General features: G+C 74.3%; 18 protein-coding genes. 5 read left to right on the plus strand and 13 right to left on the minus strand.

Features of this window, described 5'->3' with window-relative positions:
• Positions 1–22 precede the first annotated feature (22 nt).
• Both ACGFQC_RS02715 and ACGFQC_RS02720 read left to right on the plus strand, forming a co-directional pair.
• A complete protein-coding gene (locus ACGFQC_RS02715; RefSeq protein ID WP_363088106.1) occupies positions 23–1,705 on the plus strand; it encodes an SWIM zinc finger family protein in 1,683 nt (560 codons plus the stop codon).
• Between the two features lie 590 nt (positions 1,706–2,295).
• Positions 2,296–2,559, plus strand: coding sequence for an SHOCT domain-containing protein (locus tag ACGFQC_RS02720; protein ID WP_363088105.1), 264 nt, complete (start codon positions 2,296–2,298; stop codon positions 2,557–2,559).
• A gap of 48 nt (positions 2,560–2,607) precedes the next feature.
• On the opposite strand, the gene ACGFQC_RS02725 is transcribed toward ACGFQC_RS02720, so the two are convergent.
• The 8 genes from ACGFQC_RS02725 to ACGFQC_RS02760 form a co-directional block, all read right to left on the minus strand.
• Entirely contained in the window at positions 2,608–3,270 is a 663-nt protein-coding gene (locus tag ACGFQC_RS02725) for a DUF305 domain-containing protein (protein ID WP_363088104.1), read from the minus strand.
• Positions 3,271–3,384: 114 nt separating this feature from the next.
• A complete protein-coding gene (locus ACGFQC_RS02730) occupies positions 3,385–3,831 on the minus strand; it encodes a DUF6153 family protein (RefSeq protein ID WP_393287604.1) in 447 nt (148 codons plus the stop codon).
• Positions 3,832–4,138: 307 nt separating this feature from the next.
• Positions 4,139–5,884, minus strand: coding sequence for a serine/threonine-protein kinase (locus ACGFQC_RS02735; RefSeq protein WP_363088102.1), 1,746 nt, complete (start codon positions 5,882–5,884; stop codon positions 4,139–4,141).
• Positions 5,885–6,161: 277 nt separating this feature from the next.
• Positions 6,162–7,337 carry a DUF475 domain-containing protein gene (locus ACGFQC_RS02740; protein WP_363088101.1) on the minus strand — a complete coding sequence of 392 codons (1,176 nt, stop codon included), beginning with the start codon at positions 7,335–7,337 and terminating at the stop codon, positions 6,162–6,164.
• Positions 7,334–7,735 carry a universal stress protein gene (locus ACGFQC_RS02745; protein ID WP_363088100.1) on the minus strand — a complete coding sequence of 134 codons (402 nt, stop codon included), beginning with the start codon at positions 7,733–7,735 and terminating at the stop codon, positions 7,334–7,336. The genes ACGFQC_RS02740 and ACGFQC_RS02745 overlap by 4 nt, the downstream gene beginning before the upstream one ends.
• A gap of 49 nt (positions 7,736–7,784) precedes the next feature.
• Positions 7,785–9,287 (minus strand): tripartite tricarboxylate transporter permease, encoded by a 1,503-nt coding sequence (locus ACGFQC_RS02750; protein ID WP_363088099.1) that lies wholly within the window; start codon positions 9,285–9,287, stop codon positions 7,785–7,787.
• Positions 9,287–9,820: a tripartite tricarboxylate transporter TctB family protein gene (locus tag ACGFQC_RS02755; protein WP_363088098.1), complete on the minus strand. Its 534-nt coding sequence runs from the start codon at positions 9,818–9,820 to the stop codon at positions 9,287–9,289. Before ACGFQC_RS02755 ends, ACGFQC_RS02750 begins: the two co-directional genes overlap by 1 nt.
• A complete protein-coding gene (locus ACGFQC_RS02760) occupies positions 9,817–10,827 on the minus strand; it encodes a tripartite tricarboxylate transporter substrate binding protein (RefSeq protein ID WP_363088097.1) in 1,011 nt (336 codons plus the stop codon). Before ACGFQC_RS02760 ends, ACGFQC_RS02755 begins: the two co-directional genes overlap by 4 nt.
• A 97-nt stretch (positions 10,828–10,924) precedes the next feature.
• Between ACGFQC_RS02760 and ACGFQC_RS02765 the strand changes: the two genes are divergently transcribed.
• From ACGFQC_RS02765 to ACGFQC_RS02775, 3 genes are all read left to right on the plus strand, one after another.
• Complete coding sequence (locus tag ACGFQC_RS02765; protein WP_363088096.1) at positions 10,925–12,568, plus strand: ATP-binding protein; 1,644 nt, start codon at positions 10,925–10,927, stop codon at positions 12,566–12,568.
• A complete protein-coding gene (locus tag ACGFQC_RS02770) occupies positions 12,565–13,242 on the plus strand; it encodes a response regulator (protein WP_363088095.1) in 678 nt (225 codons plus the stop codon). The genes ACGFQC_RS02765 and ACGFQC_RS02770 overlap by 4 nt, the downstream gene beginning before the upstream one ends.
• A gap of 496 nt (positions 13,243–13,738) precedes the next feature.
• Positions 13,739–14,893 (plus strand): glutathione-independent formaldehyde dehydrogenase, encoded by a 1,155-nt coding sequence (locus ACGFQC_RS02775; RefSeq protein ID WP_363088351.1) that lies wholly within the window; start codon positions 13,739–13,741, stop codon positions 14,891–14,893.
• Between the two features lie 181 nt (positions 14,894–15,074).
• On the opposite strand, the gene ACGFQC_RS02780 is transcribed toward ACGFQC_RS02775, so the two are convergent.
• The 5 genes from ACGFQC_RS02780 to ACGFQC_RS02800 all read right to left on the minus strand — a co-directional run bounded on the left by ACGFQC_RS02780 (position 15,075) and on the right by ACGFQC_RS02800 (position 22,835).
• On the minus strand, positions 15,075–16,115 hold the full coding sequence (locus ACGFQC_RS02780; RefSeq protein ID WP_363088094.1) for a rod shape-determining protein: 1,041 nt from the start codon (positions 16,113–16,115) through the stop codon (positions 15,075–15,077).
• A 198-nt stretch (positions 16,116–16,313) separates the two neighbouring features.
• On the minus strand, positions 16,314–19,640 hold the full coding sequence (locus ACGFQC_RS02785; RefSeq protein WP_363088093.1) for an SAV_2336 N-terminal domain-related protein: 3,327 nt from the start codon (positions 19,638–19,640) through the stop codon (positions 16,314–16,316).
• Positions 19,630–20,706 carry a MoxR family ATPase gene (locus ACGFQC_RS02790; protein WP_363088092.1) on the minus strand — a complete coding sequence of 359 codons (1,077 nt, stop codon included), beginning with the start codon at positions 20,704–20,706 and terminating at the stop codon, positions 19,630–19,632. Before ACGFQC_RS02790 ends, ACGFQC_RS02785 begins: the two co-directional genes overlap by 11 nt.
• Positions 20,707–20,751: 45 nt before the next feature.
• Positions 20,752–22,449: a trypsin-like peptidase domain-containing protein gene (locus tag ACGFQC_RS02795; protein WP_363088091.1), complete on the minus strand. Its 1,698-nt coding sequence runs from the start codon at positions 22,447–22,449 to the stop codon at positions 20,752–20,754.
• Positions 22,446–22,835: a CU044_2847 family protein gene (locus ACGFQC_RS02800; protein WP_363088090.1), complete on the minus strand. Its 390-nt coding sequence runs from the start codon at positions 22,833–22,835 to the stop codon at positions 22,446–22,448. Before ACGFQC_RS02800 ends, ACGFQC_RS02795 begins: the two co-directional genes overlap by 4 nt.
• Positions 22,836–22,882 lie beyond the last annotated feature (47 nt).

Consider the following 22,882-nt stretch of genomic DNA (forward strand, 5'->3'; position numbering starts at 1 on the left):
CGATCCGCGGTTGAATGCCGGTGTGGCACGGAAAGTGGTGGGATTCGGCGAGGACGATCTGAGGGTACTGGCCGGGGCTCGGTCCTTCGAGCGGGGGCTGGGGTATCTGGACGCGGTGAGTGGTCTGGATGTGGGGGAGGGCTCGGTCACCGCCGTGGTGCACGGTACGGATGTCTACGAGGTGGAACTCACCCTCGGCGGGGGTGACGGGATCTCGGGATGGTGCGATTGCCCGTACGGGCAGGGGGGCAACTTCTGCAAGCACTGTGTGGCGGTCGGGTTGACCGTGTTGCGGCGGGCGAAGACGATTCCGCAGCAGCGGGCCGCGGCGCGGGCACGGTCTTCCGGCTTGGAAGCGTGGCTTTCCGGGCTGTCACGCGACCAACTCCTGGTGCTGGTGCGGGAGCAGGTCGCCGAGGACCGGGAACTGCGCCGACGTTTGGAGCTGCGGGCAGCCGCTGCTCGCACTGACCTCGGTACGGTCCGGGATCGGATCATCGCGCTGATCGATCCGCGGCCGTTCGCCCGGTACGGGTACATCGAGTACGCGGATGCCTCCGGCTACGGGCGACAGGTCGCCGAGGCGGCGAGTGCCCTGCGCGCCTTGACCGCCGACGGGGAGGCCGCGCAGGCGGTCGCTCTGGCCGAGGAGGCGCTCCGGGTGCTGGGAGAGACGTACGGGGAGATCGACGACTCGGAGGGCGTGGTCGGGGAGGCCGCCGCCGCAGTGGCGGAGGTCCATCTGGAGGCCTGCGGGGTCGCACGCTCCGATCCGGAGCGGCTGGCGGAGTGGCTGGTAGGACGTCTACTCGCCGACGACAGCGATGTGACGGACCTGGATCCGCTCGACTATGCCGACGTGCTGGGGCCGAGCGGACTGGCCCGCATTCGACAGCTGGTGGCTGAGGCACTCAGGCGCAGGCCGTCCGGCTGGGCGGAGCGGTATCTGATGGAGCGCCTGGTCAAGGCGGAGGGCGACGTCGACGCACTGGTCGCCCTGTATGCGCAGGACCTCGATCCGTCCGGTGCCACCCACCTGCTCATTGCCGAGGAACTGGAAACGGCGGGCCGCGCGGAAGAGGCACTCGACTGGGCCGAGCGGGGACTGCGGGACTGTGCCGCCGAGACGCACATCGACAGCCGTCTGGTCGAGCATGTATGCGTCCGGTACGCGAAGACGGGGCGGGTGGCGGACGCGTTCGCGGTGCGCCGGGACCGGTTCCGTGTCGAGGGGTCCCTCGCCGCCTACCGGCAGCTGCGCTCCGCCGCCTGGGCGGCAGGCTGCTGGGAGGTCGAGCGCGCGGAGGCGCTGGCCATCTTGAGGGAGGACGCCCGTCGTGAGCGCGGCGGCCGGTACGGCGGGTCCGTGCTGATCGACGTACTGATCGACGACGGCGACCTGGACGCCGCCTGGCGCGAGGCGGCCGACCGCGCGGACGACCGGCAGTGGGAGCGACTCGCCGACCTGTCGCGCGAGATACGTCCGGCCGAGGCACTCGGCGTGTACCTGCGGCTGGTCGAGCGGTCGAAGGAGCCGACCGGGGATCATGCCTACGAGCACCTGGCCGGGTTGCTCCTGGCGGCCCGTGACTGCCATCGCGCCCTGGGGACCGAGGACGCGTTCACCGGGTATCTCGCCGGCCTGCGGGCGGAACTCAAACGCCGACGCAAGCTGATGAGCATCCTTGACCGGCACGGGCTGTGAAAGGGCTCCGGCAGAGGGCTCATCGGCGATGGGAGAACGACAGGGACAGAGTCCGGCTCTCCCCGTCGGAAGGCCTGAGCGGCCGTCAACCCTGTTGGTGGCGCGGGCATGGGCGGGCAGGCCCGCGCCGGCCTTCGGATCGGGGAAGGCCCCACGGGAGGCGCGCCAACCGGCCTCCCGCCGGTCGAGGACCAGCTCCACCGGCGTTCCCTGGCGGACCTTGATCAGGTGAGGGCTGTGGCCGCCCCGCTCCGTCGCCTCCACCCGCCGCACCCCGCCCTCCTGCCGGGCCGCTCCACCCCGACACGGCGGGGACCGAAGAAGCACCGGCCCGGCGCGGCGGGCAGTACGGCGGACGTCAGGACGACGACGATGCCGAGGACACCCGTGGGCCGCTCGCCTCCCTTGCCGGCCTCCGTCCGGCCTGTGTCCGGGTGCCCCCCGCCGGGCAAGGGCCGAACGGCCCAGTGGTCCTGGACCGTCCGGCCCCAGATCTACCGCCCTGACCGGAGGGACCATGTGGGTGAAGGCGAGAAGTCCCGGGGCCGTCCGGCCCTCGTTCGCCGGTACGCCGAAGCAGGTGAGTGGCGATGATGTTCTGGTACGACCACGACGTCGGCGGGTGGGGCTGGTTCGCGATGTCGGTCGGCATGATCCTGTTCTGGGCCTTGGTCATCACGGTCGTCGTGCTGTGCATCCGCGCCCTCGGCAGCCCCCGGCAACACGCCCACATCCCGGCCCCGCCCACGCCGGACGGCATCCTCCGGGAGCGGCTGGCCCGCGGGGAGATCGACGAGGAGGAGTACCGGCGCCGCCTGAGCGCGTTGCACGCCGGCCCTCTCACCAAACCCTGAGGCCCGGGCCCGCGTGGACGCGGGCCCGGGCCCCGCACGGTGGTGTCGTCAGCTCTTGCCGAGGAGCTCGTTCATCTCCTCGATCTCGGCGTTCTGCGTGGTGATGATGTCCGCGGCCATCTCCTTGGCCGGCGTGTACCGGCCCTTCTCCCGCTCCGTGGTGGCCATCTCCACGGCCCCCTCGTGGTGCTCGACCATCATGGTCAGGAACATCGAGTCGAAGCCCTTGCCGGACTCCCTCATCAGCTCGTCCATGTCCTCGGTGTCCATCATCCCGGGCATGCCCGGGCCCGAGGACTCGTCCGTGCCGTGCATCGAGTGGTCCATGCCGGGCATGGACGTCGGCACGTCCTCACCCCAGGCCTTCAGCCACCCGGACATGGCCGTGATCTCCGGGCCCTGCGCCTTCTCGATCCGCGCGGCGAGGTCCTTGACCTCGCTGGAGGAGGCACGGCTCTCGGCCATCCGGGCCATCTGAACGGCCTGCTCGTGGTGCGGGATCATGCCCTGCGCGAAGGACACGTCCTGGTCGTTGTGTGCCTCGGTGGTGGTCGCGGCGCTCGCCGAGGCCGACTCCCTGGCCGCGGAGCCGGCGCCGGCTCCGGAGTCGGAACCGCCGTCGTCGCTGCCGCAGGCGGCGAGGACGAGAGCGGCGGTGACGGCCGCCGTGCCGAGCGCGGCGCGGCGGATCAGGGAACGGGTGCTGGTCATGCGGGAACTCCTGCGGTGTGCGAAGGGGCGCGCGAAGGGCGCGGGACGTGGCGGAGGGCCGTACGCCTGGCCGTTGCGATACACGCGGCGGCGGCGATACGGCTCGGAACCGGCCTATATCCGCAGGAGTTGCAGTTCGGCGAGTGAGGGAGGCGCGCGAGCGTCCTCCGGTCCGGTCGCCGTGGACGAGCGGCTGCCCACCGGTTCCCCCGCCCGGCCGGTGGGGTCGAGTGCCGGTACGGGGAGGAGCGGGCCCGCGCCCACGGCGCCCGAGGAACACGTCGGATCGGCGTGCTCCGCGTGCCCGCGGCCGTCACCGCCGCCGTGACAGAGGTGTTCGGCGCTCACCACCGCCGGGTCCGCGTGCTGCGGGGCGGCGGGGGAGTGGGAGGCGTGCCAGGAGTGGGAGGCGTGGGAGGGGGGTGGGGAATGCCGGCCGGCGGTTCCGCCCGGTGCGAGGCCGTGCATGCCGAACAGGCCGATCAGCAGCCCGAGCACCAGCAGTGCCGGCCACCACCCCGCGGGTGATGACGCTCGGAGGTGCTGTGCACGGGCTGTCACAGCCCTCATGTTACGCAGGCCCGTCGGCTCCGCCGCCGGGGGAGCGGTCCGTTGGGCCGACTGCGCGACCCCGAGCCGCCGGTGCCGTCGGAAGCTGCCGACAGCCGACTGTCGGCAATCGGCCTCGGGCTCCGGCCCCCGCCGGGGGCCGGAGCCTGAAGCCGACTCCTCCCGTCAACCCCGCAGCTGCTCGGTCAGGCCCGGCTGGCTCATGACGGCGCCGGTGTCCAGGCGGCGGTTGCGGGCGGCGAGGCGGTCCACCTGCACCGGGGGAGAGGAGGCGGGAGCGGGAGACGGTGTCGGGCCGTCAGTCCTCGGCGCGCAGGGCCGTCCAGGTGGCGTGGTCGACGATGCCGTCGGCGGTCAGTCCCCGGTCGTTCTGGAAAGCGCGTACGGCGGTTTCCGTGCCGGAGCCGAAGTCTCCGTCGGCGTCGCCGAGGCCGTAGCCGCGCTTCGTCAGCACGCACTGCACCTGCAGGACGCGTTTGCCGGTGTCGCCCCGGCGGGTGCGGCCGCTGCCGGAGTAGTGGGTGCAGTCGGTGTTCCAGGGCGCGGTCACGGGTTCCGCGGCGGGGCTGCTCGGTGCCGGGGCGGGGGTGGGGCCGGTGGAGGCGCCGGGGCCGGCCGGTGGGGTGGCGGGGGAGGCCGTGCGGCCGTCGGAGGAGGGGGAGGCGGCGGCGAGGGGGCCGGAGGTCTCGTCGGTGGAGCCGTCGGGGCGGGCCGCGCTGCCGCCCCTGGTGGACGTGCCGCTGAGGGCGTCGCGCGAGAGGGGAGAGGCGGTGCCGCCGCCACCCGCACCGGGCCCGGCGGGGGCGGTCGCGACCGGTCCGGGAGAGTCGGCCGTGGCGGGGTCGTCCCGGCCGGTCAGGGCGTAGAGGCCCGCGGCGGTCAGACAGAGGACGAGGGTGGCGGCGCCGGCCAGCAGAGGCTTGCGGCGCCGGCCGTCGCGAGGGGCGCCGGGCGGGTGCGTCGCCGCGGGGGAGGGCGTCGGCTCCGCGGACGGGGAGGACGGGGAGGACGAAGAAGGCGGAGGGGGCGGCGCCGGGGTCGGGCGGCCTAAGCGGGCCCTGCGGTCGACCGGGAGGCGGAACAGCACCTCGTACGCCCGCTGCCGGGCCAGGACCCTGCCGCCGAGCGGGTCGGGCCAGCCGGGCGGGCCGGCGTGCCGTGCGGCCGTCCGCAGGAGTTCCGCCGGGGTGGGGCGCCGGCCGGGCTCCTTGGCCAGGCAGGCCGACAGCAGTGCGCCGAGTGCCGGGTCCGCCGACGAGATCCCGCCGAGCAGTTCCCGGTCGGGTTCCTCGAAGGCCACCCGGTGCATGACGTCGACGCCGGTGCCGTCGCCGAACGGGGCCCGTCCGGACGCCGCGAAGACCAGCGTCCCCGCCAGCGAGAACACGTCCGACGCCGGTTCGGAGCGGCCCGTCCTGAGGTGCTCCGGTGCCATGTAGGCGGGCGTGCCGACCCGGTTGCCGGTGCCGGTGATCGAACTCGCCTCCGCCGCCCTGGAGATGCCGAAGTCGATGACGTGCGCGCCCCGGAGGGTGAGCAGGACGTTGGACGGCTTGAGGTCGCGGTGGACGATGTCCGCGGCGGCGAGTTCGCACAGGGCCCGCGCGAGGTGCTCCGCGACCTGCCAGACCGTGGCGGTGGCGAGCGGGCCGTCCTCCCGCACGGCCTGCGCGAGGTCCGGTCCGGGGAGGTACTCGGTGGCCATCCACAGCAGTTCGTCCCGGAAACCGGTGCCGCACAGCTTCGGCGCGTGCGGGGTGCGCAGCCTGGCGTGCACGGCCGCCTCCCGTTCGAACCGGCGCCGGAACCGGGGGTCCTCCGCGTACTCCGGCCGGATCACCTTCAGGGCGACCAGGCCGGGACTGTCGTCGACGGGGCGTGCCAGGTAGACGCGGCCCATGCCGCCGCTGCCCAGCCGGGCCGACGGCACGTAGGGACCGACCTGTTCGGGGTCGTCCGGACGCAGGGGGGAAGCGCCTGCCTGCCGCAGCGCGGCGGCCTCGCTCGTCGCCGGGTCCGATGACGACGGCCGCTGATCCGACACGTGTGTTCCCCTAAGTGGTCTTCGACGTACGTCAGTTCGCTTTCGTGGAGTGTGAAGAGGCTAGTGCAGCATCGGGCGGCGTTCGCCCCGTCGGGCACGGTCGCCGGTCGCCGGCCGTCGGCGGGACGGTCGCGCGGGGCGGTGCGGCGGCGGATCGTGCCGACCGCGTCGGCCGCACGGGGAGAGCGACGCGGAGACGCGGTGTCACGCACGCGCGGCCGGCTCCGCCCGATGGGGGACGGAGCCGGCCGCGCGGGGGAAGGACGATCCGCGGGCACTACGCGGTCAGGGAACGGCCGGCCTCCTCCGCCGGGGCCGGCCGGACCGCCCCGGCCGCCTCGAGCGCCTTGTTGCGGCGCACGGACGACAGGAACGAGGCTGCGATCAGGACCACTCCGATCAGACCGGTGACGATCTCACTGATCTGGTGCTCCACGGTGACCAGCAGGATCACGGCGAGGGCGCCGATCGCGTAGTGGGCGCCGTGTTCGAGGTAGACGTAGTCGTCCAGGGTGCCCCGGCGGACCAGGTGGATCGTCAGCGACCGGACGTACATGGCGCCGATGCCGAGGCCGAGCGCCATCCAGAAGATGTGGTCGGTGATGGCGAAGGCGCCGATCACCCCGTCGAACGAGAAGGAGGCGTCGAGGACCTCCAGGTACAGGAAGAGGAAGAACGCGGCCCTGCCCGCCAGGCCGACCGCCGAGACCGGCCGGCCCCCGGCCCCGGCCGCCTGCGCCGTCCCCTCCTTCTCCCTCTCCTGCTCGTCCCCGTCCCCGTCCTCGTTCTCGTCCTCCTCGAGCCTGTCCTCGAAGTGGGCGGAGAGGCCGCCGACCACGAGGTACGTGACCAGACCGGCGACACCCGAGAGCAGCACGGTGGCCGACTTGTCGGCATGGCCGGTGCTGACGTGCGCGTGGGTCGCGAAGGTCGTCGCCGTCACCGCCAGGACGATCAGCGCGACGCACACCGACAGCATGTCGACCTTGCCCAGCCTGGCCAGCGGACGTTCCAGCCAGGCCAGCCACGCGATCTCCCGCTCCTCGAGGACGAAGTCCAGGAAGATCATCAGCAGGAACATGCCGCCGAAGGCCGCGATCGCCGGGTGGGCGTCGGTGACCATGCCCTGGTACCGCTGCGGCTCGTCGAGGGCGAGCCGGACGGCCTCCACCGGGCCCACCTCGGCGCTGATCGCCACGATCACCACCGGGAAGACCAGCCGCATGCCGAACACCGCGACCAGGATGCCGAGGGTGAGGAAGATCTTCTGCCAGAAGGCGTTCATCTTCTTCAGGATCCCGGCGTTGACCACCGCGTTGTCGAACGACAGCGAGATCTCCAGGACGGAGAGGATCAGGACGATCCCGAAGGCCTCCCAGCCCCACTGCCACGCCGCGAAGGCGAGCCCGAGCGCCGTGACGGCGAACGACCAGCCGAACGTCCTCAGGATCACGCCGGACCCGCCGCCTTCACCGCGAGGACCGGGCACCCGGCGTCCAGCAGGATCCGCTGCGCCGCCGATCCCATGATCAGCTTGCCGACCGCGCTGCGCCGCCGCAGGCCTATCACCACGAGGGACACGTCCGCCCCCGCCGCCAGTTCGACGATCTCCTCGGCCGCGTCCCGGCCGCCGAGCACCTGACGGACGTCGAACTCGACGCCCAGCGCGGCCAGGTCCTCGCGGACATGGGCCAGTTCGGGCTCCTGCGCGAACCGCGGGTCCACCGTGGCGTCCCCGCGCGAGGTGTTCACCACCAGCAGCCTCTCGCCGCGCAGCCGGGCCTCGTCGATCCCCGCCCGCAGCGCCGCCTCCCCCTCGGGTGAGGGCACGTATCCGACCAGTACGGTCATGTCGGCTTCTCCTCCTGCCCCTTCGGGCACTCTTCGCTCACACGGGGGTTCACGCGGGGGCCTCACGACGCGGGGGACGGACCGCGAACCGCCGGACCAGCGGCCAGGCCAGCACCAGCACGATCACCGCGTAGACGGTCCAGGACACCGGTCCGCCCACCAGGCCGGACAGCTCGCCGCCGGACAGCTGGAGGGAGCGCCGGCCCTGGAGTTCGGCGCGCGGGCCGAGGATCACGCCGACGATCAGCGGCAGCACGGGCAGTCCGAACCGCCGCATCGCGAAGCCGAGCAGGCCCAGCACCAGCAGCAGGAACAGGTCCAGCGGCTGGGCGTTGACGGCGTACGCGCCCATCGACGCGAAGAACAGGATGCCCGCGTACAGGTAGGGGCGCGGGATCCGCAGCAGCTTCGCCCAGGCGGGCGCGAGCGGCAGGTTCAGCAGGAGCAGCAGCAGGTTGCCGACGAACAGGCTGGCTATCAGCACCCACACCAGGCTCGCCTCGCGTTCGAACAGCAGCGGTCCGGGCTGGATGCCGTACGACTGGAACGCGGCGAGCATGACCGCGGCGGTCGCGTTGGTCGGCAGGCCGATGGCCAGCATCGGGACCAGGGTGCCGGCGGCGGAGGCGTTGTTCGCCGCCTCGGGACCGGCCACCCCCTCGATCGCGCCCCTGCCGAACTCCTCGGGGTGCCGGGACAGCCGCTTCTCGGTGGCGTACGACAGGAAGGTGGGGATCTCCGCGCCGCCGGCCGGCAGCGCGCCGAACGGGAAACCGTACGCCGTGCCCCGCAGCCAGGGCTTCCACGACCGCTTCCAGTCGGCCCGGCCCATCCACGGCCGCCCGACCGGGACGACCTCGGCCGGCCTGCGCCGCAGATGCGCGGCCACCCACAGCGCCTCGCCGACGGCGAAGATGCCGACGGCGACGACGACCACGTCGATGCCGTCCGCCAGCTGCGGGACGCCCAGGGTGAGCCGCTGCTGCCCGGAGACCGCGTCGATGCCGATCAGACCGATCGTCAGCCCCAGCAGCAGCGAGATCAGACCGCGGACGCGGGAGGAGCCCAGCACGGACGTGACCGCGATGAACGACAGCAGCATCAGGGCGAAGTAGTCCGGCGCGCCCAGACCGACCGCGAAGTGGACCACGAAGGGGGTCACCAGCACCAGCAGCAGCGTGCCGACGGTGCCCGCCACGAAGGAGCCGATCGCGGCGGTGGCCAGGGCCTGCGCCGCCCGGCCCGCCTTGGCCATCTTGTTGCCCTCGATGGCCGTCACCACCGAGGACGACTCCCCGGGGGTGTTCAGCAGGATGGAGGTGGTCGAGCCGCCGTACATGCCGCCGTAGAAGATTCCGGCGAACATGATGAACGCCTGGACCGGCTCCATGCCGTAGGTGATCGGCAGCAGCAGGGCCACCGTCATCGCCGGGCCGATGCCCGGCAGGACGCCCACCGCGGTGCCGATGACGACGCCGATCAGCGCCAGCAGCAGGTTCATCGGGGCGAGGACGTCCTCGAAGCCCTGCATGAGGTTGTTCAGGTTGTCCATCACAGGATTCCTTGCAGGACACCGGCCGGGAGGTTCACACCGAGCCCGATCGCGAAGGCGTAGAAGGTGGTGAGGGACAGCGCCACCGCGATCAGCAGGCTGCGGACGTAGTGCCGGTTGCCGAGGGCGAAGGCCGTGCCCCAGAAGAGCAGCGTCCCGCTGATCACCCAGCCGAGCGGCTCGATCAGCACCGCGTTCACCAGGAACACGCCGGTCAGCAGCAGGACCGTGCGCCAGTCGCTGCCCTGGGAGAGGTCGACGTCCTCGCCGGCCTCGGGCTCACCGCGGCCGCCGCGGGCCACGTCGACGGCGTACAGGCCGGCGACCAGCACGAGCAGGACGCCCAGGATGAGCGGCACCGCGCGCGGCCCGACCGGGTCGGTGCCGCTGTCGACGTGCGGGATCCCGAACGCGTCGACGATCACCGCGGCGCCCAGGAGGGCGACGAACGCGCACACGCCGTACTGCGCGCGGTCCCCGCCCTCCGGCGGACGGGTGTCCCGCGTGCCCAGCTCGTCCGCCGGGGCGCTCATGCCAGCCCGAGCTCGGTCAGCAGGCCGGCGACGGACTCGTCCTGGTTCTTCAGGTACGAACTGAACTCGTCGCCGGTGAGGAAGGCGTCGGTCCAGCCGCGCTTGGACAGCTCGGTCTTCCACTGCTCGGAGTCGTGCATCCTGGTCAGGCTGTCGACCCAGGTCTTCTTCTGCGCCTCGGTGATCCCGGGCGGGGCGACGATGCCGCGCCAGTTGGTGAAGACCAGGTCGATGCCGGAGTCCTTCAGCGTGGGGGAGTCCTTCACCGCGTCGATCGGCTTCTCGCTGGTCACCGCGAGGATCCGCACCTGGCCGGCCTCGACCTGGTCGAGGAACTCGCCGAAGCCGCTGGCACCGAAGGCGACCTTGTCGCCCAGGATGGCGGGCAGCAGCTCACCGCCGCCGTCGTAGCCGACGTAGTTGACCTGCTTCGGCTCGATGCCGACGGCCTGCGCCAGCTGCATCGGCAGCAGGTGGTCCGGGCCGCCCGGCGAGGAGCCGCCGCCCACCGCGACCTTCTTCGGGTTCTTCTTCCACGCGGTGACGAGGTCGTCGATCGTCTTGTAGGGGGAGTCCTTGGACACCACGATCGCGCCGGCCTCCTCGATCAGCTTGGCGATCGGGGTGGTGTCGGTCAGGGTCGCCGACGACTTCGAGGTGTGGGCGGCTCCCACGACCCCCAGGCCCATCTGCATGGCCAGCTTGCCGTTGCCCTTCTCGTTCACCAGGCGCTGCAGGCCCACGGTGCCGCCCGCGCCGGGCAGGTTGTACACCTGGACGCCGGAGGCGACCTCGGAGTCCTGCATGACCTGGGCGACGGTGCGGGCGGTGGTGTCGTAGCCGCTGCCCGGCGTGTTGGGCACCATCAGGCGCAGACCGGACACGGGCTTGTCGCTCGCGCCCGCGCCGTCCGAGCCCTCCTTCTCGGCGGTGGCGCCGCAGGCGCTGACGGCGAGCATCGACACGGTGGCAAGCGCGGTGAGAAACGCGGCTCTGCGAGATCTCATGGCTCATCTCTTTCGCTTGGGCGAGTCCGGCGCCATGATTGTGCGATTCCCGGGACAGCCCGTCTGCCTTGTGTCAGCATTGAAGGTTGAGTTCATAGTGGTCGTTGCGTCACGTCGCCATACGCTCGCCGGTGAGCTGCTGGTACTGCAGCTCGCCATCGTGGTGGTCGTGCTGGTCGCGGTGGCCGCGGTCTCGCTGGCACAGTCCGAGGCGACGTTCGACCGGGTGGAGGGACGCCGGGTCACCGCCCTCGCCGAGGAGATGGCCGGAAACCCCCTGTTGCGCAGCCAGCTCGCCGGCCCCGCGCCCGCCGAGACCCTCGCGCCGCTGCTGCAGACCAGGCTGACCCAGTCGAACGTCTCCTCCGTGACGGTCGCCGACGCCCGCGGCGAGATCGTCGCCGCCACCAACCCCACCCTGGTCGGCACCCGGCTGCCGGTGTCGGGCCACAGCGTGGCCCAGGCCCGCGGCTGGTCCGGGGAACTGCCGGTGGGCGGGGTGCGCGAGCTGGTGGCCCAGGTCCCGGTGCTCGGCGCCGACCCGGACCACCTCGGCGAGCACCTCGGCACCGTCATGATCGGACGGGGTTCACCCACGGTCTGGCAGCGCCTGAACGGCGCCTCCTCCTATCTGCTCGCCTACCTCGGCATCGCCAGCGTGCTCGGGGTGGCCGGCTCCTGGCTGCTGGCCCGGCGCATCAAACGCCAGACCCTTGGCCTCGAACCGCGGGAGATCGCCGGCCTCGCCGAGCACCGCGAGGCCATGCTGTTCGGGATGGCGGAGGGGGTGGTCGCGCTCGACCCCCACCTCAGGCTCACCCTCGTCAACGAGGTCGGCCGCGCACTGCTCGGCCTGCCCGAGGACTGCGTCGGCAGGAGCCTGGCCGAGCTGGGCGTCGGCGGCAGGCTGCACGACGTCCTGTCCGGGACCGGCGGGGAGCACCGGGACGAGGTGGTCCTGCGCCGGGGACGGGTGCTGGTGATGAACCGGATGGACGTCACCAAGGACGGCCGCCGCCTCGGCTCGGTGACCACCCTCCGGGACCGCACCGAACTCGCCCAGCTGGAGCGTGAGCTGGGGTCCTTCCGCAGCAGCACCGAGTTGCTGCGCGCCCAGGCCCACGAGTTCTCCAACCAGTTGCACACCATCTCCGGCCTCATCCAGATCGGCGAGCACGACGAGGTCGTACGGTACGTCCGTGCCCTGCGCAGACACCGCGAGTCGCTCGACCTGACGCTCACCAGCCGGGTCCGGGACCGGGCCGTCGCCGCGCTGCTCATGGCCAAGTCGGCGCTCGCCGCGGAGCGCCGGGTCGGGCTGCGGATCTCCGAGCGCACCGCTCTCGACAAGCTGGAGCCGACGGACTCCGCGGACGTGGCGACCGTCCTCGGCAACCTCGTCGACAACGCCCTCGACGCGGCCGCTCCGGCCGCCGGCGACCACGACGGCGAGGCCTGGGTGGAGGTCGAACTCCGCCAGGACGCCTCCAGCGTGGAGATCGTCGTACGGGACTCGGGGCCGGGCGTGGCCCCGGAGCTCGCGCAGGAGGTGTTCGGGCACGGGTTCACCACCAAGGCCGCACAGGGCGGCGACCGGGGGATCGGCCTGGCGCTGACACGGCTGGTCTGCACCCGCAGAGGGGGCGAGGTGTCGGTGTCCAACACGCAGGAGGGCGCCATGTTCATCGCGTGGATGTCCGTGGGCCGGCCGGCCGACAGGGAGACGGAGGAAGTTCGATGATCGACGTACTCGTGGTCGAGGACGACTTCATGGTGGCGCGGATCCACCGCGGGTTCGTCGACGGCGTCGAGGGATTCCGCGTCGTCGGCACCGCGGACTGCGGCGAGCGGGCGCTCACCGCCGCCGCCGAGCTGGAGCCCGACCTGGTCCTGCTCGATCTCTATCTGCCCGACATGTTCGGCCTGGACGTCGTCCCCCGGCTGCGGTCCGCCGGCCACGACTGCGACGTGATGGTGATCAGCGCCGCCCGGGAGGCGGAGGCGGTGCGCAGCGCGGTCCGCCACGGAGTCGTGGACTACCTGCTGAAACCGTTCGACGCCGAGGAGCTGCGGGACCGGCTGGAGCGGTACGGCACCCGGCGCGGCGAACTGGGTGCCGGGGTCGTGCGCGGACAGGCCGACGTGGACCGGGCACTGGGCCGGGTCGCGGCCCCGGCGGCGGCGCCCGCCCTGCCGAAGGGCATGAGCGTGGAGACCTCGGAGCTCGTCGAACGGGCGCTGCGCACGGCCGGGGGCACCCTCTCCGCCGCCGAGTGCGCGACCCTGGTCGGCATCTCCCGCGTCAGCGCGCGCCGCTACCTCGAACACCTCGCCGTCACGGGCCGCGCGGTGGTCTCCCTGCGCTACGGGCAGGCGGGCCGGCCGGAACGCCGGTACCACTGGCACGCCCGCTAGGGTCTTTCGTTCGGATCGGGCCGGATCAGGGAGCGGGGTCCGGTGCCGGGGCGCCTCCCACGCCTTTCGGGCGGTGGGGGAGCCTCGCAGGGCGGAGGAGGGAGTCGGGGCGGAGCCCTGGCGGCCGACGGCAACGCGGCGGTGGGGGTGCCTCCCGCTCGGGCGAAGCCGGGAGTGGGGGAGCGGTGCCAGGGCCCGCGAGCCCGGCGTGATCCAAACGACAGGCCCCAGGTGTGTTGACCGGGCCGGCCGCCCGCACCCCCCGGCGGCACCGGGTGCCGCCCGCACGGCAGCGCCCGGCACCGCGTGCACCTTCCCGTGCGGTGTTCCGGTGGGGAGTTGCAGCGCGTGCGGGACGGGCGTTCCCTGGAAGTACCAGTGGGAGCCAGAGCGCCCGGGGCTGCGAAACGGACCGAGGGGCCGTTGGCGCGTGTCGGCGAGGGCCTCGGTCAGGGCGGTCCGTCGTCACCCGGCGTTCGACGCGGAGGTGAGCCAGGTGAAAGCCGTCGTCTATGAGAAGCCCTTCAGTGTCACCGTCAGGGATGTCGAAGATCCACGCATCCAGCATCCGAACGACGTGCTGGTACGCGTCACGTCCTCCGCCATCTGCGGCTCCGACCTGCACATGTACGAGGGGCGGACGGCGGCCGAGGCGGGCATCGTGTTCGGGCACGAGAACCTCGGCATCGTCGAGGAGGTCGGCCCGGGCGTGACCTCCCTGTCCGAGGGCGACCGGGTCGTCATGCCGTTCAACGTCGCCTGCGGATTCTGCAAGAACTGCCTCGCCGGGAAGACCGGCTTCTGCCTGACGGTCAACCCCGGCTTCGCCGGCGGCGCCTACGGCTACGTGGCCATGGGGCCGTACACCGGCGGGCAGGCCGAGCGGCTGCGGGTGCCGTTCGCCGACTTCAACTGCCTGAAGCTGCCGCCGGGCGACGAGTTCGAGACCGATTTCGTGCTGCTCGCCGACATCTTCCCGACCGGCTACCACGGGTGCGAACTCGCCCAGGTGTCCCCCGGCGAGAGCGTGGCCGTCTTCGGTGCCGGCCCGGTCGGGCTGATGGCCGCGTACTCCGCGATGCTGCGCGGTGCGGCGAAGGTGTTCTGCGTGGACCGGGTGCCCGAGCGGCTCGCCAAGGCCGAGGAGATCGGAGTCGTCCCGATCGACTTCACCCAGGGCGATCCGACCGAGCAGATCAAGGAACAGACCGGCGGCGAGGGCACCGACAAGGGCGTCGACGCCGTCGGCTACCAGGCCCAGGCGCACGACGACACGAGCCACGAGGAACCCGCCGTCGTCCTCAACACCCTCGTCGAGACGGTCCGGCCGACCGGCATGCTCGGCATACCGGGTCTGTACGTGCCGTCCGACCCGGGCGGACCCGACGAGCACGCCAAGCACGGCCAGCTGCTGGTCTCCATCGGCAAGATGTTCGAGAAGGGCCAGCAGATGGGCACCGGCCAGTGCAACGTCAAGCGGTACAACCGCCAGCTGCGCGACATGATCACCGCGGGGCGTGCGGAGCCCAGCTTCGTGGTCTCCCACGAGATGTCGCTGGAGGAGGCGCCGATGGCGTACGAGAAGTTCGACCAGCGGATCGAGGGCTACACCAAGGTCGTCCTGCACCCCGGTCACGCGCTCGCGGCGTAGGACCGGGCCGGACGCCACACGCGCTCGCGGCGTGGGGCCGTGCGGCGCACCGTATGACCGGCGCACGGCCGCCGGCCGGCCGGGAACGGGGTCGCGCCGGCCGCCGTGCGCCGGTCACGGACTCCTGAGGGAAGCCCGTGACCGGCGCACGGTCACACGGCACACGGTGATCGACGGTCCGTCAGGCCGTCGCGATGGGCTGCAGCGTGAGGGGCGCGATCCTGCCCTCCAGCATCGCGCCCAGGCCCTGGGCGGCGCAGATGTCGGGCCGCTCGGCGATGTGCACCGGCATGCCGGTGGCCGCACGGAGCATCTGGTCGAAGCCGGGCAGCAGGGCGGATCCGCCGACCATCATGATCCCGCGGTCGCCCAGGTCGGCCACCAGGTCCGGAGGGCACTCCCGCAGCACCCGTCCGATGCCGTCCAGGACGGCGGTCAGCGGAGTCTCGATGGCGTCCCGCACGGCCGCGGTGTCGATGCGCACGGACCGGGCCAGGCCGGTGGCCACGTCCCGGCCGTGGATCTCCGTGGAGGCCGGGCCCTCCGGGGTGAGGCCGTTGCCGGACAGGGCCAGCTGGAGCGGCCGTACGGACTGGCTCGGGAGCACCAACTCGTGTTCGTGGCGCAGGTGCTGGACGATCGCGTGGTCCACGGCCTCGCCGCCCACGGGGATGCGTTCGGCGGTCACGATCGAGCCGAGGGAGAGGACGGCGACCTGGGTGGCGGCCGCCCCGCACACCATGATCATGGTGGCTTCGGGCCGTTCCACGGGCAGCCCGCAGCCGACGGCGGCGGCGATGAGGGTGTCGACGAGTTCGACGCGCCGGGCGCCGAGCCCGACGAGCGTCTCGACGGCCGCGCGCCGGGCCAGCGGGTCGGCGTCGTGCGGGGTGCAGGCGGCGGCCCGCAGGAACGGCTTGCGGCGCAGCTGACGGCGGATCTTGTCGCCGATCAGGTGCCGCAGCATGCGCTGTGCCATCTCGATGTCGACGACCGTGCCGCCGGAGACCGGGCGGATGACGCGGATGTAGTGCGGGGTGCGGCCGGTCATCTTCTCGGCGAACTCGCCGACCGCGATCAGCGCGCCGGTGCGGGTGTTCATGGCGGCGACGGACGGCTGGTCGACGACGAGGCCGGCCCCCTTGACGTACACCCGCGTCCGCGCCGCGCCGAGGTCGACGGCGAAGTGGCAGCGGCGCAGCTGCTCCAGGCTGGTGGTCATGGAAGGTCCTCCCGAGAGCGCAGGCCGTGGCGGCCGCCGGGCCTTCGTGAGCGGGCCGCCGGGTGGTGACCCTCCTTCGCATCGTGCGGGGGCGGGAGGACGGGCGCCCGCTGGAGGGGGCCGGGCGGGGAGCCGCCGAACGGGGGGTTCGCCGCCCGTGGGCGGTTCGACCGCCGCCCCGTGCCCCCGTGCCGGGGCCTACCGGGCGCGCGCCGCCTCCAGCACCTCCGTCAGCGACCGGACGGTCACCCGGCACCCGGCGGCCCGCAGCTCCTGCTCCACGGTGGGGCTGCGCGCGAGGCCGACGAACCGCAGACCCGCCCGCTGGGCGGCGGTCAGCTCCGCCACCGTCGTCCCGACCAGCACGGCGTCCGCCGCCCCGACGTCCAGGGACCGCAGCGCCCCCAGCACACCTCCGGGGTCCGGCATGAGCGGCGCCGGATGCGGACCGCGCCCGTGGACGCCGTCCAGCGGCAGCCGGTACGGCTCCACGTAGCGGCGTACGGCCTCCTCGCACACGTCCGTCACCACGGCCACCCGCCGGCCCGACTCGTGCAGCGCGCGCACCAGGGCGACGCAGTGGTGGGTGGTCGGCGCGTGCGGGACGGCCGCCAGTTCCAGTTCGTCCAGGCGGGCCCGCAGCAGGGGCCCGAGCGGGGCGCGGGCGTACACGCGCAGCACGTCCAGCGGATGCGCCGGCGCGTCCCGCGCCGCCGGGGCGGACGGCGGAAGGTCCGCCGACGCGTCCCGCGGGCCCCGCTCGGCGGCGGCGACCGCCAGCAGGTCCAGCGCGGCCCTGCGCGCCGTCGACGCCGTGAACAGCCGGGCCACCGGACCGTCGAAGCCGAGCAGCACGGCGTCGGCGCCCGCGAGGAGGCCGGTCGGTGAGGACGCGCCGGCCGGGGCCGGCCGCGGTGACGCGGGCGGCGGCGCCCACTCCGGGGCCAGCCGCACCGTGCAGCGCACCGCGAGCCCCGGCACCGGCCACCCGCCCAGCTGTGCGCCGAGCGCGCGCTCCGCCCCGGCCGCACGGCGCGGTGAGTGGTGACGGGTGACGCGCGGCGCGGCCTGGAGCAGGTGGGCGAGGAGCCGGTCCGCGACCCCCGTGGTCTGTGCCCGCACGAAGGCCACCGGGTCCTCCACCCGCCAGGTCAGCTCGGCGGTCCCCACGAAGTCGCCCTTGCCGGAACTGGGCAGCGACACCGTACGGGTGGCCTGCCGCGGCGTGAGGTCGACCTCGTAGTACGTCAACGGCCGCGGCAGGCGCCCGGCGTGCGGGTCGGCCGGGTCTAGGAGGGCGGGCGGGCGCCCGGACGCCAGGTGCACGACGGCGGACCGGCCCGGCACGGGTGTGCCCGGCCGGTCGGGGCCCCTGGCGATGAGGGGGCCGCGCACCAGGTCCCGCTCCTCCTCGGCGGGTGGCGCGGGCAGCGGGCAGTACCAGGCGAGCGGCGGGGCGTCGGGGGCGGCCCCGTACAGCGGGCGGAAGCGGTGCGGTCCGGCGGCGGCGGAGCTGTCGGCGAACGCCTCGTAGAGGGCGGGCGGGACGAGCACCAGCACCGGGGCGGACCCCTGCGGGGGCGGGGGCGCGGTCCGCGGCCCGTCCCGGAAGGTCACCCGCAGCGGTGGCGCCGCCGCCCGGCCGGTCAGGGGCCCCGGCAGCCAGCGCAGGGCCGCCGCCAGCACCGGCAGCAGGAAGACGCCGGGACCGACACGGACGCGGTAGCCGTCGGGCCGCACCAGCACCTCGTACTGCTGCGGGGTCAGACCGCCGCGGGACAGGACCTGGTGCACGGCGTACTCGAGGCTGATCCGCGCCTCGGGGCGGGTGCCGAGGTCGGTGCCGGTCTCGAACAGCAGGGTGGGCCGGGCCGTGGCGTCCCGGTCGCCGTCCGGCCCGGGACCGGCGGGCTCCGGCCGCACGGCGTCGCCGGTGCCCGGCCCCAGCCGCCGTACGGTCTCCTCGGCGACCGTCGCGAACGCCGCCCCGCCGTCCCCGGTGCCGGTCCGCGCGCGGAACTCGCCCGCCGCGCGGCCCGCCCGGTCGTCGATGAGGCGGCCCATCCGTTCCAGGAGGTCGCGGGTGCGGCCGCGCGCGGTGCGCGGGAGGGTCCGCACGAGCAGTTCGCCGACGCCGGGGCGGAAGGCGTACGAGCCGGGCGGGCCCGGCACCGCCGTGAGCATGCCGCTGAGGATCACCTCGGCGAGGTGCTGCGGGCGCGGGTCGCGCTCCACCGCGCGCTGCACCAGGCGCATCACCGGCACGGACGGGTCGGCCAGGGCCAGGTGACCGGCGAGGCGGAAGGCCTCCGGGGAGGCGGTGGCGCGGAACCGCAGGACCAGGTCCTGCGCGGGCAGGCCCGCCGGATCGGCCGCCGGGTCCCGCTGGGGCGGCGCCGGGGCCAGCCAGGCCGCCGCGCCCGGGGTGCGCGCGCCGCCGGGCCCGGCCACCAGCGCCGCCCAGTGGGCGAGCCAGGGGGCGCCCGGCTCCAGGACGGGCAGCGCGACGGCGGCGGGGTGCGGGCGGCCGGCCTCGGGGTCGTACGGGGTGAAGGCGAGGGCGGTGGCCGGGGCCGCCGCGCCGGGGGAGGACAGCACCCCGGGCTCGGCCGGGAGGGCCGTGGCCGGCCACAGCCGCTCCGGCAGCGGCTGGACGACGGCCAACGGCATCCGGGACGCCCAGTGCCGCAGCGTGGCGTACCAGCGGGTGCCCGCCGGGCCGGGCCGCCACTGCGGGCCCATGCAGTCGCTGACGACCAGGGTGAGCGTCCGCCCGTCCGCCGGGGCGGGCACGTGCCGGGCCCGGCCGTCGGGACCGGCGGGGTGGAGCGTGACGGTGCGGAAGACGCCCGACTGGGCCAGCACGGCGTGCAGTTCCCGCACGAGCGGGCGCCAGACCGGCATGGTCGGACCGGTGTCGTGCACGAGGGCGAGGCGCAGCCAGCGCTCGCGCGCCGGGCGCAGCACGGGGAGCCAGACGTCCGGGTGCGCGCCGAGCCGGGCGATGCGGTCGGCCGTCGCCCGCTCGTCCAGCAGGCGGGCGCGGGCCGCCGGCACCGTGCGCTTCAGCGGGCGCAGGGCGCGTTGGAGGGCGAGGGGGCGGGGGAGCATCGCCGGCGCGGGGGCGAGCAGGGGGGCACCGCCGTCCCGCTCGCCGCCGTTCCGCTCGCCGCCGTCCTGCTCGCCGGGGGGCGGCGGGGCCGGGGACGGCAGGTGCAGGGGGACGCGGGAGGCCCCGGCCGGGGGGTGCGGTGGGGGCGGTGGTCCGGCCGGGGGCGGGGCGGGCGCGGTGGCCCCGTCCCGGCGCGGCGGCGCGGGAGCGGGCGGCACGCGCTCCTTCGGCCGCTTCCCGGCCGTTGGGCCCTCCTGCGACCGTGCGGCCAGCCACAGCAGTTCCGCCAGTTCGCGCGGGGTCGGCGGGGTCCCGCCGGCGGCCGTCAGGAGCGCGGCGAGCCGGCCGACGGCCGTGTCCTCGCGCCTTTGCGGTGTCCCGCCGGACGCCGTCGGCGGGTCCTCAGAAGCCATCGCCGTCCGCCGTCGCGCTCAGGTACGGCATCAGTTCGTCCGCGAGGGCGTCGCGGGAGTCCGCGTCCAGCCCGGCGACGCCCGTGAGGTAGAGGGCGTTCAGCAGCTGGTCGGTGGCGAGTTCGCCGTCGGCGGCGCGGGCCAGGAAGCGGTTGATGAGGTGTTCCGCCTCGCCCGCCGGGGTGTCGAGGTGGGCGCGGACGATCTCGGTGAGCTGCTCGTGGTCCGGGCGCCGCAGCCGCAGCCGGACGCAGCGGCGCAGGAAGGCGGGCGGGAACTCGCGCTCGCCGTTGCTCGTCAGCACCACGAACGGGAAGGCCCGGCAGCGCACCCGGCCACGGGTGACCGCGACCGGCGCGTCCGTGCCGTCGGCGAGGACCCCGGCGGTGGCGCCGTCGCCGGATCGGCTTGCGGCGCGCATCAGTTCGGGGATCTCGTACTGTCCCTCCTCCAGCACGTTCAGCAGGTCGTTGGGCAGGTCCAGGTCGCTCTTGTCGATCTCGTCGACGAGGAGCACGCGGGGGCGGCCGTAGGGCAGCAGGGCCGTGCCGAGCGGGCCGAGCCGCAGGTGTTCCTCGACGTCGGTGCCCGCGGGCGGGCCGTCGTCCGGCCGGCCGCTGCCGGACGCCTTCGCCCCGGGAGCCCCGTCCCCCGCCCGCCACGCCGCCCGCCGCGCCGCGTACAGCCGGGACAGCGGGTCGTACTGGTAGAGACCGTCGGACAGGGTGGAGCGGCTGGTGATGTTCCAGCGCAGGACCGGGCCGAGCCGCAGTTCCCGCGCCACCGCGTAGGCCAGCGAGGACTTGCCGGTGCCGGGCGGTCCGGTGACCAGCAGCGGCCGGCGCAGCACCAGCGCGGCGTTGACGAGCTGGACGGTCTCGGGGGCGGCCACGTAGGTGCGGGCGCGGTGCGCGCGGTCGGGGGAGACGGCCGCCCCGTCGTCGGTGTCCCGCGGCGGAGGCAGGACGGGCCCGCCGTCGAACGCCCGCCAGGGCGGCGGGGCGGGCAGGTCGTCGATGCCGTCGTGCGGCTCGCTGTTCCCGGTGTAGACGGACCAGTGGGGCATGCGGGATCTCTCCGTGCGGTGGACTCGGCGTGGGGGGCGGGCGGGTCAGGCCACGGGCGATCGGACGTGCGCCCCCGTCTCGCCGTGCGGGTCGGTGAAGACGCGCGGGTCGTCCCACAGCAGCTGGATGTCACGCGCCCAGTGCTCGTCCTCGGCGTCGGCCTCCTCCCGCAACTGAAGGATCCGGCGCGGCAGTTCCGCGGGCGGGACGCCGGACACGCAGCCGTCGAGCTGGTCCAGGAAGGTCTTGCCCGTGCAGTCGGTGCCGCCCGCGCAGGGATCCTCGGGGCCGCTGTCGCAGCCCTCCCGGGACCAGACGACCAGCGGGGCGGGCGCGGTGAGCGTGGTGTCGAAGTGGGCCCGGGTGCGGGGCGCGGCCGGCGCGGTGGCGAACCCGGCGAGACAGGCGTCGGACTGCCGCAGCCGTACCCGCAGCCGGCGCGGCTCCTCGGGCGTGCCGCACTCCACCCGGTGCACCTGGGCGCCGGGCGCGGAGTCGAGCCGGTTCCAGACGCGGGCCAGCTGGTGCCGGGTGCCCGCCCGCCGCCGCGCCTGGTCGGTGACCACGACGGGGTGCACGCAGCCGAGCGGGGTGTCGTCGTCGGGCGCGCTCGCCCAGCGGTCCACGGGCAGGTCGATCCAGTCGCGGGGCAGCGCGAACGCGATCAACTCGTCGCAGCCCGGCGTCAGATACCCGAACGCCGCCTCGATCCGGTCCTGGACGTAGGCGTGCAGCCGGGACTGCGGGACGGTGTCGGACCCGACCGGGTGCCGGCGGCCCCCGCTGTACGCCGACACCTCGACGCTGACCTGGCCGTCGCCCGCGCCGCTGTGCCGCAGGTCGACGAGGATGGGCGACCACCGCGGCGCGGCGGGCGTCTCCACGGGGGCTTGGAACAGCGCCTCCACCTGCGCGGTGAAACGGGCGACGGTGCCGGCCGCGTCCTCGCCGTCGATCTCGCACAGCACGAACAGCGCGGCCGAACGCAGCGAGTCGAAGCCCTCGCGCGGTGGCTCGGGGTCCAGCGGTCCGGCGGCGGCCCGGTAGAGCCGTACGGGGTCGCAGTCCAGGCCGGCGCGCACGGCCCGTTCGACCAGGTCCCGCAGCCGGGCGCGGTCGGCGGTGCGGTGGTCGGAGGTGGGGACGAGCCCGGCGAGGGCGGGCCAGTAGCGGGCCATCACCTCGGTGGGCATCATCCGCCCGTTGCGCACCCCCTGCGCGCCCGCCGCGGCCGTGACCATGCCGACCACCTCACCGGTGTCGACGAGGGTGACCGCGGCACCGCTGAACCCCGGTTCGAGCGGCTGCCCGTCCGGCTGCCAGGCCTCCAGCTGCATCCACTCCCGGTTGAGCAACTGCGGTGCGGTGACCCGGTACTCGGCCAGCGTGCCCTCGTCGAAGCCGAGCGGGAAGCCGTACACGACGAGCTTGCGCGGCCGGCGGCCGTACGCGGTGTCCACGGGCGAGAGCGCCGCCGGGGCGATGTCCACCTCGTGGGCGAGCTCCAGGACGGCGAGGTCGCCGAGGTCGGTGCTGCCGCCGCCCCAGCCGCCCTCGACCACGACCCGGGCCGCGACGGGCGCGGAGCCGGGCCGCTCCGTGAAGGTCACCGCCAGCGCCCCGGCCGGCCCTTCGTGGACGACGTGGGCGCAGGTCAGGACTGTGCGCGGGGTGACCAGGAAGCCTGCTCCGACGACCTGTCCGGCGCACTCGACCCGGGCCTGCCACTCGGCGCTCCTCATGAGGCGGGGGAGGACTCCGGCCGTGCGGCCGCCGGTACGGCCGCCGGTGCGGTCTCCCGCGGCCGGTCCGCCGACGGGGACCAGGTCAGCCTGACGACCAGGTGCCCCTCCGTCGTGCCCTTGGCGATGACCGCGCCCGTCTCGGCCGCCAGCTTCACCCCGAACTCGATCTCCACGCCGTCGGGCCGCAGCGCGCCGTCGCGGAAGACCCGCAGCGCGGACTCCGCGGCCGAGCGCACGCCCTCCAGGGCGCCCTCGAAGGTGCGGGCCGCCCGCACGGTGCCGTCGCCGCGGGCCACCAGCCGGGAACCGGGCCGCTGTTCCTCCACGGCCTCGACGGCGACCACGGCCCCGTCGTCCGTCGTGAACTCCACCACTGCTGCCATGACGCCCCCGTCGTAGCTCTCGAACCGCGTCTTTGCGCGCGGTCATT

Source organism: Streptomyces sp. NPDC048734 (assembly GCF_043198675.1).
GTDB lineage: Bacteria > Actinomycetota > Actinomycetes > Streptomycetales > Streptomycetaceae > Streptomyces.

What these genes read in the sequence shown, in the direction of transcription:
- ACGFQC_RS02725 (WP_363088104.1), bottom strand. Translation starts at nt 3,270, where the DNA reads ATGACCAGCACCCGTTCCCTGATCCGCCGCGCCGCGCTCGGCACGGCG.
- ACGFQC_RS02745 (WP_363088100.1), bottom strand. Translation starts at nt 7,735, where the DNA reads ATGACCGTACTGGTCGGATACGTGCCCTCACCCGAGGGGGAGGCGGCG.
- ACGFQC_RS02795 (WP_363088091.1), bottom strand. Translation starts at nt 22,449, where the DNA reads ATGAGGAGCGCCGAGTGGCAGGCCCGGGTCGAGTGCGCCGGACAGGTC.
- ACGFQC_RS02760 (WP_363088097.1), bottom strand. Translation starts at nt 10,827, where the DNA reads ATGAGATCTCGCAGAGCCGCGTTTCTCACCGCGCTTGCCACCGTGTCG.
- ACGFQC_RS02790 (WP_363088092.1), bottom strand. Translation starts at nt 20,706, where the DNA reads ATGCCCCACTGGTCCGTCTACACCGGGAACAGCGAGCCGCACGACGGC.
- ACGFQC_RS02785 (WP_363088093.1), bottom strand. Translation starts at nt 19,640, where the DNA reads ATGGCTTCTGAGGACCCGCCGACGGCGTCCGGCGGGACACCGCAAAGG.
- ACGFQC_RS02720 (WP_363088105.1), top strand. Translation starts at nt 2,296, where the DNA reads ATGATGTTCTGGTACGACCACGACGTCGGCGGGTGGGGCTGGTTCGCG.
- ACGFQC_RS02755 (WP_363088098.1), bottom strand. Translation starts at nt 9,820, where the DNA reads ATGAGCGCCCCGGCGGACGAGCTGGGCACGCGGGACACCCGTCCGCCG.
- ACGFQC_RS02770 (WP_363088095.1), top strand. Translation starts at nt 12,565, where the DNA reads ATGATCGACGTACTCGTGGTCGAGGACGACTTCATGGTGGCGCGGATC.
- ACGFQC_RS02800 (WP_363088090.1), bottom strand. Translation starts at nt 22,835, where the DNA reads ATGGCAGCAGTGGTGGAGTTCACGACGGACGACGGGGCCGTGGTCGCC.
- ACGFQC_RS02780 (WP_363088094.1), bottom strand. Translation starts at nt 16,115, where the DNA reads ATGACCACCAGCCTGGAGCAGCTGCGCCGCTGCCACTTCGCCGTCGAC.
- ACGFQC_RS02750 (WP_363088099.1), bottom strand. Translation starts at nt 9,287, where the DNA reads ATGGACAACCTGAACAACCTCATGCAGGGCTTCGAGGACGTCCTCGCC.